Below are 16982 nucleotides of genomic sequence, written 5' to 3'. Positions count from 1 at the left end.
TGTCAGTGTTTGGTTAGATCTGCCATTCGGGCCGCAGAAACAGCACCGGCGCGTTTGGACGCCCCGGTCGACCCGGCCGCCTGACCCCAGAGGGCGGACGGATCGGAAATATCGGTTCCTGCGGAATGGGTGCAGGCAGGGCACCCAATGGGTTGGCAAGGGCTGACATATCTCCCCTGCTTGCAATCAGGTTGACCAGCTTTGGGCCGGTCTCTTCATCGGCGACATCGTAACCAGCCCCGCTGACCCTGCCGCGCATGTTAAACAGGCCGGAAGGGCAGTAAGCTTGCAGGCCGCCCTCGATAAAGATCACCTGATCTTCGTCGAAAAACAGGGAACGGACCTCGAACGACGATCCCGGTGCCTGCGACATAAGCCGACCCACGCCATTCAGCAGTCTTGCGGATACGACGGAACATCCGCTGACATTGGCATCAAACTGCGACAGGTTCAGAGCGATGCCCTGCTCGGGCATCAGCCAAACGGGGCGCCCGTTATACGCGGCGCGTGCCGGCACGAAAACCGGCAAATACTCGGAACGGCGCTCTTCGGCAGGAATGACCACGACGCTGGTCGAGATGCGGCGCACCTCTTTGAACCCGTGATCCAGAGTTCGGACGAGATCGCCGACTGCAATGCGCTCAACCGGTTTCCATCCGCTGGTTGTCGCAACCTTCGTGTCGCTCAAAAAACCACCACGGCGCGCGTTCACGGCATGGTTCAAACTGGTTGGATCAGTGTCGGACGACTGATCAAGATAAACAGAAATACTCGTAACTTCAGACACGTGCCTAACCCCCTTTGGCACAAACTCACTATGCCAAACAGCTAACATCAAAAATCGGGACTGTCTTATTTCAGACATATTTTTGCCCATTTTGGGCCGTCTCAGCGCATTGCCGGGGCGATTTGGTAAACACTTGCAAGACATAAACAGGCTTTTGTGCAATTTCCGAAACGGTCAGCATGAATGGATCTTACGAATCCATTTGCACCTGTTCCGTTGAAATGAACCTGCTTGTTGAGGTTGCAGCGTGCAAAAAACGTTGGCAGAGCGCTATTGTACGTGTCAGGCAAAATCTTGCTGGGTGGATGACCGCCTGGCCCGCCAGCCCAGCAAAACCCCTGCCGTCGCGATCAGGACAATCCCGGACACTTGCATCAAATCGAGGGTCTGACCCAGTGCGACGAATGCAAAGAGCGGCCCGAAAATCATCACCGAGTACTCGAACACGGCCACGTAAGAGGTCTCGCCTATCTGATAGGCTTTGATGAGCATGAAGACCGCAATCGTCGACCCGACCGCCTGAATAACAATCCATTGCAGCGCGGGCCCCACTTCCCAGACCCAACCCCGTGTAACAAAGCCGTCCGGCCCGTCCAGCGTGGCAACGGGTGCAAGAGTGAACAAGGCGGCGCCCACGCCCCCCGACAGCCCAAGGGTAATGACCATCGCAGCCAGCATCGCAACCGTGCTTTCACGCGCGCAATATGTCCGCGTCATGATCGAACTCAAGGCATAGAAAAAACCTGCCGCAACTGGAAAAACCGAACGCATGTCAAATTCGACAGGGTTTGGCTGCAAAACCAGAAGAGTGCCCGAAAAACCGACCAACACAGCCAGAATGCGCCACGGCCCGATCTTTTGCCCAAGCGCAATGGACGAAATCAACAGCACGAAAATCGGCGAGGTGAACAACCCTGCCAGAGCTTGCGCAATCGGCATCATCGACAGCGATGCAAAATAGAAAAACATGGCCGTCGTAATCAGAAGACTGCGTAAGATGACCGCCCTCCACCGTTGCGGCCTCAGCCCGCCCAGCCCCAATAGGGACAGCCCGACAATCAGCGGCAGCATCAGCAATGCCCGCATAAAATGGAACTGCCACAGCCCGACCGTCTCGGCCAGCAGGATCACAACATTGTCGATCACGCCGATAATTGCCATTGCTGCTACCATAAGGGCTGAAGCCAGCACCGGAGAGGTGGTTGTATCTGCCTGCATGTTCGCGCCCTTGTTGCGATCAAAGATCGGCGATCTTTTTCCTGACGGGTATCCAGCACAAATCGGAATACCTGCGCAACAGGTTTGCGCACGGCGTTTTCACCATGCTAAGCTGCGGCAAAAGAATTACGAGCAGACCCCAACCAGATGACGGCCCTGAAACAGTACCAGCGGATCGAAGCCACCGGTCTGTGGCGCCCTTCGCCCGATGAACAGCGGCGCGAAGTTGTGGTATCGATTGGCAAGGCGACCCTGACCATCTCCGATTTCAATGACAGGGCTTTGACGCATTGGTCTTTGGCGGCGCTTGAAAGACAGAACCCCGGTGTCTTTCCGGCTGTTTTTTGCCCCGACGGTGATCCGGATGAGACACTGGAACTGGGAGAATCCGAAACCACGATGCTTGAAGCGATCGATCGGCTGCAACATGCCATCGAACGTTCGCGCCCCCATCCCGGCCGTTTGCGCTGGATGAGCGTCGGAGGCGTTGTGGCCGCGGTTCTGGCCGTATTGTTGTTTTGGCTGCCCGGTGCGTTGCAAAACCATGTTGTCTCGGTCGTGCCCGAAATCAAACGACAGGAAATCGGAGACACGATACTGCGTCGGATCGAACGTGTCTCGGGACAGGCCTGCTCGTCTGTGGATGCGCAGGCGTCACTGGATCGGTTGGCCAGTCGTACGGGCGTACGTCAGATCATTATTCTGCCCGCCGGCGTTCAGGACAGTCTCAGCTTGCCGGGTGGCACCGTTCTGTTGAACCGGGCGCTGGTTGAAGACCACGAAGACCCTGCTGTCGCAGCAGGTTATGTTATTGCAGAACGCGCGCGGGCGGCGCTCAACGACCCGCTGGATGATCTGCTGGACAGAACCGGAGCGGCCTCGGCCTTTCGGCTGTTGACGACCGGGGAACTGACACCTGAGATCATCGACACCTATACCGAAGAGGTCCTTTCGCAGCCCCGACCTTCCCTTCCGGACGATGACTTACTGGCGATGTTCTCGCAAAGCGCCCTGCCCTCTACCCCTTACGCCTATGCTCAGGACATTACCGGTGAATCAGTACTGGGTCTGATCGAGGCCGATCCCATGGCCGGCCGGACACTGGAACAGGTGTTGCCGGACCGTGATTGGGTCCGGCTACAAAACATATGCGGTGAATAAGCCGGGTTACTTGGTTCCGAACATCCGGTCGCCCGCGTCACCCAGACCCGGCATGATATAGCCTTTCGAGTTCAGCTCGCGGTCCAATGCGGCAGTGACGATGTGCACATCCGGGTGCGCCTCTTTCATACGCGCCACACCTTCCGGCGCGGCCAACAGGCACAGAAACCGGATATCCGTCGCCCCCGCCTCTTTCAGCAGGTCAATCGCCGCGGCCGAGCTGTTGCCGGTGGCCAGCATCGGATCCACCGCGATAACCAAACGGTCTTTCAGGCTCTCGGGTGCCTTGAAGTAATACTGCACGGGCTTCAGCGTTTCTTCGTCGCGATACAGACCGACAAAGCCGACACGCGCAGAGGGAACAAGCTCCAGCACCCCATCCAGCATCCCGTTTCCGGCACGCAGGATCGACACCAGCGCCATTTTCTTGCCCGCCAGTATGGGAGCATCCATCTCTTCCATCGGCGTTTCGATATTACGCGTGGTCAGGGGAATGTCGCGCGTGACCTCATAGGCCAGCAGCAGCGTTATTTCGCGCAGCAACTGCCGGAACACGGCGGTCGAGGTGCCCTTGTCCCGCATGAGCGTCAGTTTGTGTTGCACCAGAGGGTGATCGACGATGGTCAGATGTTCGCTCATGTTTTCTCCAGTCTTTTCTTGACCCGCGCACGGGTGGCGTCATCGCAAAAGGCCGCTTCCAGGGCGGTTTCGTTCAGGGACGCAAAATCTCCGGCCTCCCAGCCGAAAGCTACGTTCAGCATTTCATATTCCCGCCGCATGGTCGTGTGAAAAAATGGCGGGTCATCCGTTGAGACGGTGACCTTCACGCCCGCATCACGCAGGGCCGCGATTGGATGTGTCGCAAAATCCGGGAAAAGCCCCAGAACCACATTCGATCCCGGACAGACCTCAAGAGTGATGTCCCGGTCGACCAGTTCGCGAACAAGGTCCGGATCCTCGATGGCGCGAACACCGTGCCCGATGCGCTCGATCCCCAGATCGCGGACGGCATCGCGCACGCTTTGAGGGCCTCCAAACTCACCGGCGTGTGTCGTCAGCCGCAGGCCGGCCTCGCGCGCGCAGTCAAACGCCCATTTGAAATCGCCCTGAGTGCCAACGGATTCATTGCCACCCATGCCAAAACCGGTGATCCAGTCGCCCGCAGTCTCTGCCGCGCAATAGGCGCTGCGCTTGGCTTGATCGGGGCCGAAATGGCGCACACAGGTAATGACGCCGCGCAAGGTGATGTCAAACTTGCGCTCGGCCTCGTCCGCCGCGTCCTGAATGGCGTTCAGATAGTCCCGCCAGGCGTGCAGGTCGCCGCCGCCACAAAAATCGGGGCTCAGAAAAGTCTCAGAATAGACGACACCGTTTTTGGCGCTTTCTTCAAGAATGGCCAATGTCAGCCGCCGGAAGTCTTCGGGCGTCTTCAGGACTTCGCAAGCAGCTTCATACACATTCAGGAAATGCGCGAAATCACGGAAATCATAGGATCCGTCCGGCTTGAAGATACCGCTCAGATCCACTCGTTTTTCATGCGCAAGCTGACGTATGAATGCCGGTGGCGCGGCGCCTTCGTGATGCAGGTGCAGTTCTATTTTCGGCAGATCGGCGACGCTCATAGAAAGTTCCTTCCCGGCCCTTGCGCCGGAATGTTCAGGTGATGGGCGATGCTGGCGGCAATATCGGCAAAGTCCACCTGGCCGATCTGCCCCGTGCCCGACCCGGAAATCAGAACCGGCACTTGTTCACGTGTGTGATCTGTCCCGGTCCAGCTGGGATCATTGCCATGATCGGCGGTCAACAACAACAGGTCGTCGGGGCGAAGCCCGGCCAGGATCTTGCCGATCTCGTGATCGAACCATTCCAACGCTCGGGCATAGCCGCTGATATCGCGGCGGTGGCCGTAAAGACTATCGAATTCAACAAAATTAGCGAAAGTCAGGCTGCCCTGTTCGGCGTCATCCACCAGATCTGAAAGGTGCCGCATGAGTTCAGCGTCCGACCCTTTGCGCAGCGTGTCGATACCCTGCATGGAAAAGATGTCGCCGATCTTGCCCACCGCGTGCACCTTCCGCCCGGCATCCTGCACCCAATTGGTCAGAACCGGTGCGGGCGGCAGAATGGCGAAATCCTTGCGGTTGGCAGTCCGTTCGAATCCCACCTCTGGCGAGCCGACAAAGGGGCGCGCAATGACGCGGCCCACTTTCATCTTGTGCAAGCGCGGTGCAAGTGCGCGGCACATACCCAGCAAACGGTCCAGTCCGAAACTCTCTTCATGGGCTGCGATCTGAAACACACTGTCGGCTGAGGTGTAGCAGATCGGCCAGCCGGTTCGCATATGCTCGGCACCCAGTTCGGCGATGATCGCCGTGCCCGAGGCATGGCAATCGCCAAGGATGCCTTCGGTCCCGGCGGCCTGAGCCGCTGCGCGGCTCAGGCCCGCGGGAAAAGCCGGAACAGTATCGGGGAAATAGTGCCAATCCCACGGCACCGGCAGACCTGCCAGTTCCCAGTGGCCCGAGGGCGTGTCTTTGCCGGGCGAATGCTCGCGCGCGCAGCCCCACAGCCCATTGGGTTTCGCGTTCAATCCGGGGGTTGCGTCCCCAGACGCCAGCCGCGCAGCCGCACCCAAACCCAGCGCATCGAGGGTCGGTAGGATCAAAGGGCCCGAGCGCCCGTCTTCGGCCCGCCCTAAGGCACAGGCTTGCGCGATATGGGCCAGCGTATTTGCCCCACTATCCGGGACGTCGCCATTGAAAAAACGATCGGCATCAGGCGCACCGCCTATTCCAACGGAGTCCATGACGACGAGAAATGCACGGCTCATACGCTGATCCTTTCGTGGATCAGATCCGGAAACGTCGGAGCCATATCGCTGATCTCAATCGCGCTCAGCACGGTTTCAGCTGCTCGGCGCGCGGCATCTTCCCGAGCAGCATGGATCACTGCAATCGGCGCGCCTTTTGACACGCGATCCCCAAGCCGAAGAACACTGGATATTCCGACGGCGGGGTCGATCTCATCACTTTCGACCTGACGGCCACCGCCCAGCGCAACCACGGCAAGACCCAGAGCTTCTCCGTCAACGGCCGAGATGAAGCCGTCCTGCGGGGCCGGAACCTCTTGGATGACATTCGCCTCAGGCAGGAAGCGGGCCCAGGTATCGACAAACTGAACCGGGCCACCAACCGCTGCCATCATACGCCCGAACCGTTCGGCAGCGCGGCCGTCACGGATGGTTTCAAAGATCTTCTCACGCCCTTCCTCAACCGTTCCGCACATTCCTGCATCGGTCAGCAGGACCCCCCCCAGCTCGGCGGAAATGTCTGCCAAAGGGGACGCATTCGACGTGGTCAGCACCTTCATCACTTCCGCGATTTCCAAGGCATTCCCCAACGCCGGGGCCAATGGTTGGTTCATATCCGTGATCACCGCCGACGTGCGGCAGCCTGCTGCGTTTGCTGTCTCGGTCAATGCGGTGGCCAATTTGCGGGCATCTTCCATCGTTTTCATGAAAGCACCGCTGCCGGTTTTGACATCCAGAACCAGCGCGTCCGGGCTGGCGGCCAGTTTTTTGGACAGGATCGACGCCGTGATCAGATCCAGGCTCTCGACCGTCGCGGTCACATCCCGCACCGCATAAAGGCGCTTGTCTGCCGGCGCGATCTGACCGGTCGCCCCGACGATGGCCGCGCCGGTATCGCGTAAAATCTGCGCAAGGCGGTCCTGCCCGATCTGAGTGCTGACTCCCGGTATCGCCTCTAGCTTGTCCAGCGTTCCGCCGGTATGCCCAAGACCCCGGCCCGAGATCATTGGGACATACGCCCCACATTCCGCCAGCGCCGGAGCAAGAACCAGACTGACGCTATCCCCGACCCCTCCGGTCGAGTGCTTGTCGATCACCGGCCCGTCCACGTCCCACGTCAGAACGTCACCGCTGTCGCGCATCGCAATCGTCAGATCCGCACGCCCCCGAGGGCCCAATCCGCCCATGCAGACAGCCATGGCGAATGCCCCGGCCTGGGCGTCGCTGACGCTTCCATCCGCAAGCCCCTGCGCAAACCAGGTCAGCTCCTCGCGACCGGGCACCTCCTGCCTGCGCAGTTTTGCTATGATCGAGCGGGCATCCATGCGTTCAGACATCCTCCATATGAGACGCGTCGAATGCGCCCGGCAACAAATCCCCGATGGTTGTCTTAAATTCAGCACCGTCCACGGTTGCCAGAGTAACCTTAACGTCGCGCTTGCCAAACTCGGCCAGTTTCTGGCGACACCCACCGCAAGGCGGCACAGGCTGAGGGCTGGAGGCGACCACATAGACCTCGGTCAGTTCCTGCTCACCTGCGGCGACCATCGCGGCAATTGCGCCGGCCTCGGCACAAGTGCCTTCGGGATAGGCCACGTTTTCAACGTTGCACCCGGAAAAGATCTGACCCGTCGAAGTCCGAAGCGCTGCGCCAACCTTGAAATTCGAATAAGGCGCATAGGCGTTTTCGCGGACTGACAAGGCAGCGTCTTTGAGCGACATGGCGATTCCCCGTTTTTTGATCATCTGGTCAGAAATTTGGATCGTTACGTAAAAAGGCCGAGGAATTGAAGCCCCCAGCCAGTGTTTTTCAGTCAGCCCAGTGTTGTCGTGAACGTACCGGGCAAGGTTACTTCCAGCAACTCGATGTTGTCCGAGGGCGAGGACAAGCGCGTGCGCATCCCGGGCGGGATGACAAAGGCATCTCCTTGCTCCAGCCGGTAGGGCTCGCGCCCCTCGCCTTCCAGTGTTACCGCCCCGTCCATCACGAAGGTAAAGTGAATGTCCGTATCGTGACTGGCCCATTCGGTATCGCCCTGCCCTTTGCGTACGACCTGGACGCCAGCGACCCCTTTGGTGTTCTCGGCAATTGTCGTATCGCGGCAGATGTAACCTGGAAGACGGAATGGCACCCATTCAGCATCCTTGGCCTGGTTGTAGACAAAGCGCTGCCCCTGCCATTCACGGTCCGGGCGAAAATGCGGCGTGGGAAGCTGCATATCATGGTCGATTTCCGTGACATGTTCCGCTGGCACACCTATCTCGATGACCTGAACATTGTCTGACGCCTCGAGCACGCGGTGACGAATTTCCGGCGGCTGGATAAAGCAATCCCCTGCGGTCAGGCGCATTTTCTCTCCCTGATCCTCGTAGACGACATCCACCCAGCCATGAATGCAGAATATCAGCTGGAACCCGACTTTGTGAAAATGCACCATATCGGGCACCGGGCCCCCGTCCGGGATGCGGATATGGCTGGCGATTATCGATCCACCCAGACGATCCGGCACCAGATCGCGATAGTGCATCCCCGCCCGACCGATGATCCATGGCGCCTGATCCTTGAGCCTGCGCACCACAAAGGAATGAACTGTTTCAGGCATCACCAGCGGCGGATTACGCTCTTCGATTTCGATCCGGGTCCCATTCGGCGCGACAAGAACGCGTTGGCCATCTGCAAAGCTTTCCGGGTCATCTGTCAGGATGCGCAATGTTCCCGGAGCTTCGGGCGCGTCTTTTTCAATCCGCAGCCGCAGACCGTGCCCCGAAAACACTGCGACGCGCGGATCGTCCGCGGGATAGATCATGTCCATCTGCATCCCCAACACCTTGGTATAAAAGGGGATGTCGTTTCGAATTTCCTGGGTAGGCAACCGGAATTCAGCTTGGGTCCGGGAAGGCGCGTATGTCTTTGTCATGAGATGTCTCGTCAGAATTCGATTTTGACCATCCGATCAGAACAGAGGCCAAAATGCCAATCGAAAAGAACATCTCGAGCGTTTCTTCCATCACAAAAAGGCGCGTCTTCACAACTGACGACAAAGCTTGGCCGTGCAGACCGGTGAATTCTTCAAGAAGCTGAGCGATGACGGCAAGACAGCCGGCCGCAATGAACACGATCAGAAAAGACGCGCGCTGTTTGACAGCACACCATCCCGTCGGGATCCCATGCCAGATGACACCGCCCAAAACAACGCAGGCCAGAACGACCCTGACCAGAGTGACGTCCAGCACCACATCCAGACCGTCAAGGATCAGAAACGGCAAACTGCCTTCAGGATAAACGCCTGCTTCCAGCTCACGCTCGGCCAACAACAGGAATGTCAGCCCGATATACAGCCGGGTGACACCTGGATATCGCCACAAAGCCGCCACACCTGCTGCAAACAAACACGCGGCGGAAATTGTTTCAAACAACCCGCCTTCCTGGTTGAGAACCAGTGCCTGTTCTGGCCAGATGCCAACAGCACCAAGAAGCACAACACCTGACAGCACCGCAAACCAAAGGGTTAGCCGCACAACTCCGGTATCCGACACCGAACCGGAAAACAGGCCATCGACCTGATCATTTGCCTTGAAAGTCATTACTGCTTCGTCTTGCCTGAGTGTTTGTTCGTTTCGCAAAGTTGCCTAGATGTAAAAAAAATATGTCAAAATTCAACCCATTTCGGGTGTGCAACTGCGCCACGTCGGCAAAATTACGCAACGTAGCCAAGCTTGGACGAATAGTTTAATGTTAAATCAAATTCTAAGAGGGAACTGAAACTTCAATGTCTGACACCCCCAGCCTGCGACAGGCCGCGCTTGACTATCACGCCCATCCGAAACCCGGAAAACTTGAGATCAAGGCCACGAAACCGATGGCCAACGGTCGCGATCTGGCGCGCGCCTATTCGCCCGGCGTGGCCGAGGCCAGCCTTGAAATCAAAGCCGACGCCGCAAACGCGGAAAAGTACACGGCGCGCGGCAACCTTGTCGCCGTGGTATCCAACGGCACCGCGGTTCTTGGTCTGGGCAATATCGGGGCGCTGGCCTCGAAACCAGTGATGGAGGGCAAAGCCGTCCTGTTCAAAAAATTCGCTGGTATTGACTGTTTTGATATCGAAGTAGACCAGCCTGATCCGGAAAAGCTGGCGGATATCGTCTGCGCACTGGAACCGACATTCGGGGCCATCAACCTGGAAGACATCAAGGCACCGGATTGTTTCATTGTCGAAAAGCTGTGCCGCGAGCGCATGAACATTCCTGTTTTCCACGACGATCAGCACGGAACCGCCATTGTCGTCGGGGCCGCGGCCAAGAACGCTTTGCATGTGGCGGGGAAATCCTTTGCGGACATCAAAGTCGTATCAACTGGCGGCGGGGCTGCTGGGATTGCCTGCCTGAACATGCTGGTGAAACTGGGCGTGAAACAGGAAAACATCTGGCTGTGCGATATTCACGGGCTCGTCTACGAGGGGCGCGCCGAGGATATGAACCCGCACAAGTCGCAGTTTGCTCAGAAAACGGAATTGCGGACTCTGGATGATGTAATCGGCGATGCGGATCTGTTTCTGGGCCTGAGTGGCCCAAATGTCCTGAAGCCTGAAATGGTTCAGAAAATGGCCGATCGTCCGATCATCTTCGCACTGGCCAACCCAACGCCAGAAATTCTGCCTCAGGCCGCGCGTGAGGTTGCACCGGACGCGATCATCGCCACGGGGCGCAGCGATTTTCCCAATCAGGTCAACAACGTATTGTGCTTTCCGTTTATCTTCCGGGGCGCTCTGGATGTGGGCGCGACCGAGATCAATGACGCAATGCAGATCGCCTGCGTTGACGGCATTGCGGAAATGGCCCGCGCGACGACAAGCGCCGAGGCCGCAGCCGCCTACAAGGGCGAGCAACTGACCTTTGGGCCGGATTACCTGATTCCGAAACCTTTTGATCCGCGTTTGGTGGGTGTCGTCTCGTCTTCCGTTGCCAAGGCAGCCATGGAAAGCGGCGTCGCAAAGCGCCCCATCAAGGATCTTGAGGCCTATAAGGAAAAACTCAACCAGTCTGTTTTCAAGTCGGCGCTTTTGATGCGCCCCGTATTCGAGGCCGCGGCCGTCGCATCCCGTCGCATCGTATTTGCCGAAGGCGAAGATGAAAGGGTGCTGCGGGCTGCACAGGCCATTCTTGAGGAAACAACGGAAACACCGATCCTGATCGGACGCCCCGAAGTCATCGAATCCCGATGCGAAAAACTGGGCCTGACCATTCGCCCGGGCACAGACTGCCAGATCGTGAACCCAGAAAACGATCCGCGTTATTACGATTATTGGAACTCGTATCATCAGATCATGCAGCGCCGAGGTGTGACCCCGGATCTGGCCAAGGCGATCATGCGCACAAATACAACCGCCATCGGCGCGATCATGGTGCATCGGGGCGAGGCTGACAGCCTGATCTGCGGCACGTTCGGCGAGTATCGTTGGCATCTGAATTATGTTGAACAGGTGCTTGACGATGGAAACCTGCGTCCGCACGGCGCGTTGTCGCTGATGATTTTGGAAGACGGCCCCCTGTTCATCGCCGATACGCATGTCCGGCAATTGCCGACACCCGAAGAACTGGCGGAATCCACCATTGGCGCCGCGCGGCATGTTCGCCGATTTGGGATCGAACCCAAGATCGCATTCTGTTCGCAATCACAATTCGGCAATCAGGCAGAAGGATCGGGAAAGCGCCTGCGCGCTGCATTGGACATCTTGGACCAGAAACCGCGCGACTTTGTCTATGAAGGCGAAATGAACCTGGATGCGGCCCTTGATGCGGATCTTCGGGCACGAATTTTTCCGGGTTCTCGCCTACAGGGCGCGGCAAATGTGCTGATCTTTGCTCATGCGGATGCGGCCAGCGGTGTGCGCAATATCCTGAAAATGAAAGCGGACGGTATCGAAGTTGGCCCTATTCTGATGGGAATGGGCAACAAGGCGCACATCGTCACCCCGTCCATTACCGCACGCGGATTGCTGAACATGGCTGCCATCGCGGGGACCCCGGTGGCGCATTACGGGTGAGCCGACCGCCCGACGCCCAAAACCGCATCCCCTACGGGGGTGCGGTTAACACAATTCTCACCTTTTGACTGCTATATGTCGTTGCATCTCCGTGGAAGCCGTGGGGTACGCGGAAGAAGGACGAATAGGCCTCGCGCCGAGTCGCCTCGGACGTGATCTTTTGCACAGTCGAATTTGCAAGTTTGCAAAATGGCCTCTTTGGCGCAGAAAATCCAATGCTGAAAAAGATGTTTGCAAAAATTTGCAAGCTGTTGCGCGAATTACTGCAAATATTTTGCGATAAACTGACGCGTCGTCATTTGACGCGCTTGCCCGATAGTTTTCTGGGTCCTAACACAAAGACCAAGTCGTTGTGAGGAGGACGAGATGGCGTATCAGGACGTTTATGACAGTTGGAAGAAAGACCCCGAGGCGTTCTGGATGGACGCCGCCAAGGGGATCGATTGGGTCAAAGAACCCAGCAAAGCTCTGTTCGACGACAACGCGCCTTTGTACGAATGGTTCAGCGACGCACGGGTCAATACCTGCTGGAACGCCGTGGACCGCCACGTGGAAAACGGGCGCGGCGAGCAGACCGCCATCATCTATGACAGCCCGATCACCCACACCAAGCGCGAGATTTCATATGTCGAACTGCGCAACCGCGTGGCCAATCTTGCCGGCGCGCTGCGGGCGAAAGGTATCGAGAAAGGTGACCGCGTCATCATCTACATGCCGATGATCCCCGAGGCGCTTGAGGCGATGCTGGCCTGCGCACGTCTGGGCGCTGTGCATTCCGTTGTGTTCGGCGGATTTGCCAGCAACGAACTGGCAGTTCGCATCGACGACGCCAAACCCAAAGCCGTCATTGCCGCGTCCTGTGGTATGGAACCTGGCCGGGTCGTGCACTACAAGCCGCTTCTGGACGGTGCCATCGAACTTGCCAAGCACAAGCCGGATTTCTGCGTCATCTTTCAGCGCGAACAGGAAGTTGCGCAGCTGATCGAAGGCCGCGACTACAACTGGCACGGGTTCCAGTACGGTGTCGAACCAGCGGAATGTGTTCCCGTCGACGGCAATGATCCGGCCTACATCCTGTACACATCGGGCACCACGGGGGCACCCAAGGGTGTCGTGCGTCCCACTGCCGGACATCTGGTGGCACTGAACTGGACCATGAAGAACATCTATGACGTTGATCCCGGTGATGTATTCTGGGCGGCATCCGATGTGGGTTGGGTCGTTGGACATTCCTATATCTGCTATGCCCCCCTGATCCACGGCAACACGACGATTGTGTTCGAAGGCAAACCGGTCGGCACCCCTGATGCGGGAACCTTCTGGCGCGTGATCTCGGAACACAAGGTTAAAAGCTTCTTCACCGCCCCTACGGCGATCCGTGCCGTGAAACGAGAAGACTCCAAAGGCGAATTGATCGCCAAGTACGATCTGTCTCATCTACGGGCACTGTATCTTGCGGGGGAACGGGCTGACCCCGACACCATCATCTGGGCGCAGGATGCGCTGAAGGTTCCGGTGATCGACCATTGGTGGCAGACCGAAACCGGATGGGCCATCGCCGGAAATCCGCTGGGTATCGAAGAGCTTCCGATTAAGCTGGGTTCGCCCGCGAAACCGATGCCCGGCTATGATGTGCAAATTCTCGACGAAGGCGGCCACCCAATGAAAGCCGGCGAACTGGGGGCCATCGCGGTCAAACTGCCATTGCCTCCGGGCACCCTGCCGACCTTGTGGAACGCCGAAGAACGGTTCCGGAAGTCATATCTGGAGCATTTTCCCGGGTATTATGAAACCGGCGATGCCGGCATGATCGACGAGGACGGATATCTTTACATTATGGCCCGCACCGATGATGTCATCAACGTCGCGGGTCACCGCCTGTCGACCGGGGGGATGGAGGAAGTGCTTGCCGCTCACCCGGACGTCGCGGAATGCGCGGTGATCGGCGTATCGGATCAGCTTAAAGGTCAGATGCCCGTTGGGTTCCTGTGCCTGAATGCCGGCGCTGATCGGGATCATGGCGACGTGGTTCAGGAGGTCGTCAAGATGGTGCGGGAAAAGATCGGCCCGGTGGCGGCCTTTAAACTGGCCGTCGTCGTCGACAGGTTGCCCAAGACACGTTCGGGTAAAATTCTGCGAGGTACGATGGTGTCGATTGCAGACGGTCAGGATTACAAAATGCCTGCAACGATCGATGATCCAGCCATTCTTGACGAGATCAAAGAGGCCTTGCAGACAATCGGTTACGCCAAGTAACCCGAGGGGCGGCATTAGCCGCCCATTTTTTGTCTTCTCTTGCAACCGGAAGCAGCCCCTCTACTGTCACGTTAAGACAGTGAGGACCCATGACACAAACCGATATCTGGCGTCTCAGCGCCACAGACCTGACCACCCTGACAAGACGCGGCGACCTGAGTGCAACCGAGGCGGTTCGGGCCTCGATCGAGCGAATGGATGAGGTCAACCCCGGTTTGAATGCGGTGGTGGAAGACCTGCGCGAACAAGCGTTGGAACGTGCCGAAGCGCTGGACAATGCGCGGGCTGGCGGCAAACCCACGGGTCCGCTGCATGGCGTGCCGGTCACGATCAAGGTGAACGTTGACCAAAAAGGCCATGCCACAACCAACGGTGTCGTCGCATTGAAAGATGTGATTGCACCGGATGACGCCCCGGTTGTGAGCAATCTGCTAAAGGCAGGGGCTGTTGTTGTCGGGCGAACCAACACGCCCGAGTTCTCTTTCCGCGCCGACACGGACAATCCGCTGTATGGGCGTACGCACAACCCCTGGGGGCGGCATATCTCGCCCGGCGGCTCTTCCGGTGGGGCTGGCGTCGCGGTCATGGCCGGAATCGGCGCGCTGGCCCACGGCAACGATATCGGCGGCAGCCTGCGCTTTCCCGCGGCGGCCAACGGAGCCGTGACCGTGAAACCCGGGCTGGGGCGTGTCCCGGCGTGGAACCCAAGCCAGAAAGTCGAACGCGGTTTGCTGGCGCAGTCGATGTCAGTTCAGGGTCTGATAACCCGGTCGGCTGCTGACCTGCATCTGTCCATGCCCAGCCTGATCGCCGCCGACGCGCGTGACCCGTTTCACGTGCCGATGCCCTGGCGTGGTCCTGATCCCGACGCGCCCATCAAGGTAGCCTTCACCAAGAACACATTCGGCTATGCCCTGCACCCCGAGGTGGAAAAAGCGCTCGACACGGCACGGGACGCACTGACCGATGCGGGTTATGTGGTGCAAGAGATTGACCCGCCTGATGTATTTGAATGCGGTCGGATCGGTTACCGTACGCTGATGGGCGAAGTGCTCACGCTCATGCAATCAGATATCGAAACGGCCGGTTCGAAAACCATTCAGAATATCTTTGCGGTCTATTTCCAGGAGTTCCCGCCAATTGTCGAAACCGAGATGGTTCAGATGCTGGCCAAACGAAGCCACTATGCGCGGGAATGGTCCCTGTTTTTACAAGATTACCCTTTGGTGCTGTCGCCTTTCCTGCCACAGCCGTTCTTCAAACCTGACCGGGACACCGAAGGCGCCGACGGAGTGCATGAGGTTCTGGGGTGCGCCGTTTATTCCTATGCGATGAACTTTCTGGGCCTGCCTGCGGCATGTGTCCCGGCCCGGCTGGCTGAATTGCCAAAGGGCCCACAGCCGATCAATGTTCAGATTGCAGCACAGCGCTGGCGCGAAGATCTGGCGGTGGATGCGGCCTCGGCAATCGAGGCACGCGTGGGCCAAATGTGCCTGCCGCTTTGGGAGAAGTCAGAGTTGCAGGGCGGCTGCAAAAAATAGACCCCGGGACATTGTACCCGGGGTCCGACTGCTAAAATAAGCCCGGATTTCTGATGACGAGCGTAGCACCACCCACCCTCGCCAGCGCAAAATCTGCGCAATCATTCGAATACGCCGTTCAGGTGGCCACTCACTCCCACCTTGGCGTGTTCTCCGGGCTATTTCACATTAGCCAATCGTTAAGGGAATTCCTGTGAACTGCTTCACATAGGCGTGAGAAAAAATTTGGAGATGGCCGATTTTACGTGAATTGTTCGGATATTAGACGTTCTTCCAACCCATGGCCGGGGTCGAAAAGGATACGGTGCGCAATGGCTGGTTCCGACCTGATCTCGACCCAGTCTATATCCGGGAAAGAAACGGAATCAGCAGCCACGATGACCGGTCGCTTGTCAGCTTCGACCACATCGAACCTGACTTTCGCCATTTTCGGCAACAAGGCACCGCGCCACCGCCGTGGGCGAAACGCCGCGATGGGTGTCAGGGCCAGAACGTCAGCGCCAATCGGAACAATCGGCCCATGCGCGGAATAGTTATAGGCGGTCGATCCCGCAGGAGTGGCAAGTAATGCCCCGTCACAGACCAATTCGGCCATGCGCACCCGGTCGTCTACGCTGATCTTGAGCCTTGCTGCCTGAGGACCGGCGCGTAGCAATGACACTTCGTTGATCGCCAAGGCTTGGTGCAGTTTTCCTGATTGGTCCATCGCCTGCATGGCCAACGGGTTGATAACCTCTTCTTCGGCATCCTCCAACCGCGCCATCAGATCGTCTTCGTGATACTCATTCATCAGAAAGCCGATCGTGCCGCGATTCATCCCGTAAACCGGAGTATCGAGATGCTGCACATTGTACAAAGTGTGCAACATGAAGCCATCACCCCCAAGAGCAACCACAACATCTGCGTCGCGGGGCGCCACATTACCGTGTTTGGACACCAGAATATCCCGGGCCGTTTGCGCCACTTTGACCTCACTGGCAAGAAAGGCGATTCTTTTTTTCATGTTTTCCGGTTTCCGGTGCTGCACATTTGGTTCCGAAACAAACATACCTTTCCCCGATAGGCCAGTCTTGACGCCGCAGCGGGCCAAATCGTCGCTTTAAGCCTTTTGCGAATGTGGCGTTTCCGATAGGAAATCCGCAAGATTTTTACCCAGCCATGTGGAG

14 protein-coding genes are annotated in these 16982 nt (G+C 58.0%); 4 read left to right on the top strand and 10 right to left on the bottom strand.

Features of this window, described 5'->3' with window-relative positions:
- Positions 1-13: 13 nt before the first annotated feature.
- Both I9185_RS00505 and I9185_RS00500 read right to left on the bottom strand, forming a co-directional pair.
- The gene (locus I9185_RS00505; RefSeq protein WP_348539514.1) at positions 14-787 is read right to left on the bottom strand and encodes a Hint domain-containing protein; all 774 of its coding nucleotides are present in this window, start codon (positions 785-787) and stop codon (positions 14-16) included.
- 282 nt (positions 788-1069) lie between these two features.
- The gene (locus I9185_RS00500; protein WP_209547115.1) at positions 1070-2005 is read right to left on the bottom strand and encodes a DMT family transporter; all 936 of its coding nucleotides are present in this window, start codon (positions 2003-2005) and stop codon (positions 1070-1072) included.
- A gap of 147 nt (positions 2006-2152) precedes the next feature.
- On the opposite strand from I9185_RS00500, the gene I9185_RS00495 reads away from it, so the two are divergent.
- On the top strand, positions 2153-3166 hold the full coding sequence (locus I9185_RS00495; protein WP_209547112.1) for a hypothetical protein: 1014 nt from the start codon (positions 2153-2155) through the stop codon (positions 3164-3166).
- A gap of 6 nt (positions 3167-3172) precedes the next feature.
- Here I9185_RS00495 and upp read toward each other — a convergent pair whose 3' ends face one another.
- The 7 genes from upp to I9185_RS00460 all read right to left on the bottom strand — a co-directional run bounded on the left by upp (position 3173) and on the right by I9185_RS00460 (position 9560).
- Entirely contained in the window at positions 3173-3805 is a 633-nt protein-coding gene (gene upp / locus I9185_RS00490; RefSeq protein ID WP_171633718.1) for a uracil phosphoribosyltransferase, read from the bottom strand.
- The gene (locus I9185_RS00485; RefSeq protein WP_209547109.1) at positions 3802-4788 is read right to left on the bottom strand and encodes an adenosine deaminase; all 987 of its coding nucleotides are present in this window, start codon (positions 4786-4788) and stop codon (positions 3802-3804) included. Before I9185_RS00485 ends, upp begins: the two co-directional genes overlap by 4 nt.
- Positions 4785-5996: a phosphopentomutase gene (locus I9185_RS00480; RefSeq protein ID WP_209547106.1), complete on the bottom strand. Its 1212-nt coding sequence runs from the start codon at positions 5994-5996 to the stop codon at positions 4785-4787. The genes I9185_RS00485 and I9185_RS00480 overlap by 4 nt, the downstream gene beginning before the upstream one ends.
- A complete protein-coding gene (locus tag I9185_RS00475; RefSeq protein WP_210092785.1) occupies positions 5993-7300 on the bottom strand; it encodes a thymidine phosphorylase in 1308 nt (435 codons plus the stop codon). The genes I9185_RS00480 and I9185_RS00475 overlap by 4 nt, the downstream gene beginning before the upstream one ends.
- A 4-nt stretch (positions 7301-7304) precedes the next feature.
- The gene (locus I9185_RS00470; RefSeq protein WP_171723615.1) at positions 7305-7721 is read right to left on the bottom strand and encodes a cytidine deaminase; all 417 of its coding nucleotides are present in this window, start codon (positions 7719-7721) and stop codon (positions 7305-7307) included.
- A gap of 68 nt (positions 7722-7789) precedes the next feature.
- On the bottom strand, positions 7790-8893 hold the full coding sequence (locus I9185_RS00465) for a cupin domain-containing protein (protein ID WP_209547102.1): 1104 nt from the start codon (positions 8891-8893) through the stop codon (positions 7790-7792).
- A complete protein-coding gene (locus I9185_RS00460) occupies positions 8856-9560 on the bottom strand; it encodes a hypothetical protein (protein WP_209547099.1) in 705 nt (234 codons plus the stop codon). Before I9185_RS00460 ends, I9185_RS00465 begins: the two co-directional genes overlap by 38 nt.
- 185 nt (positions 9561-9745) lie before the next feature.
- Here I9185_RS00460 and I9185_RS00455 point away from each other — a divergent pair, with 185 nt between their 5' ends.
- The 3 genes from I9185_RS00455 (at position 9746) to I9185_RS00445 (ending at position 15816) form a co-directional block, all read left to right on the top strand.
- Positions 9746-12019, top strand: a complete 2274-nt coding sequence (locus I9185_RS00455) for an NADP-dependent malic enzyme (protein WP_171633733.1) — start codon at positions 9746-9748, stop codon at positions 12017-12019.
- Between the two features lie 366 nt (positions 12020-12385).
- Entirely contained in the window at positions 12386-14275 is a 1890-nt protein-coding gene (prpE, locus tag I9185_RS00450) for a propionate-CoA ligase PrpE (protein ID WP_209547096.1), read from the top strand.
- A gap of 89 nt (positions 14276-14364) precedes the next feature.
- Entirely contained in the window at positions 14365-15816 is a 1452-nt protein-coding gene (locus I9185_RS00445) for an amidase family protein (RefSeq protein ID WP_209547093.1), read from the top strand.
- Positions 15817-16057: 241 nt separating this feature from the next.
- On the opposite strand, the gene I9185_RS00440 is transcribed toward I9185_RS00445, so the two are convergent.
- A complete protein-coding gene (locus tag I9185_RS00440; protein WP_245217987.1) occupies positions 16058-16819 on the bottom strand; it encodes an NAD kinase in 762 nt (253 codons plus the stop codon).
- Positions 16820-16982: the final 163 nt, after the last annotated feature.

The sequence above is a fragment of the Ruegeria sp. HKCCSP346 genome (assembly GCF_017872595.1).
Taxonomy (GTDB): domain Bacteria; phylum Pseudomonadota; class Alphaproteobacteria; order Rhodobacterales; family Rhodobacteraceae; genus Ruegeria.
The sequence above is the reverse complement of the archived record's forward strand: the minus strand, read 5'-3'. Positions and strand labels throughout refer to the sequence as shown.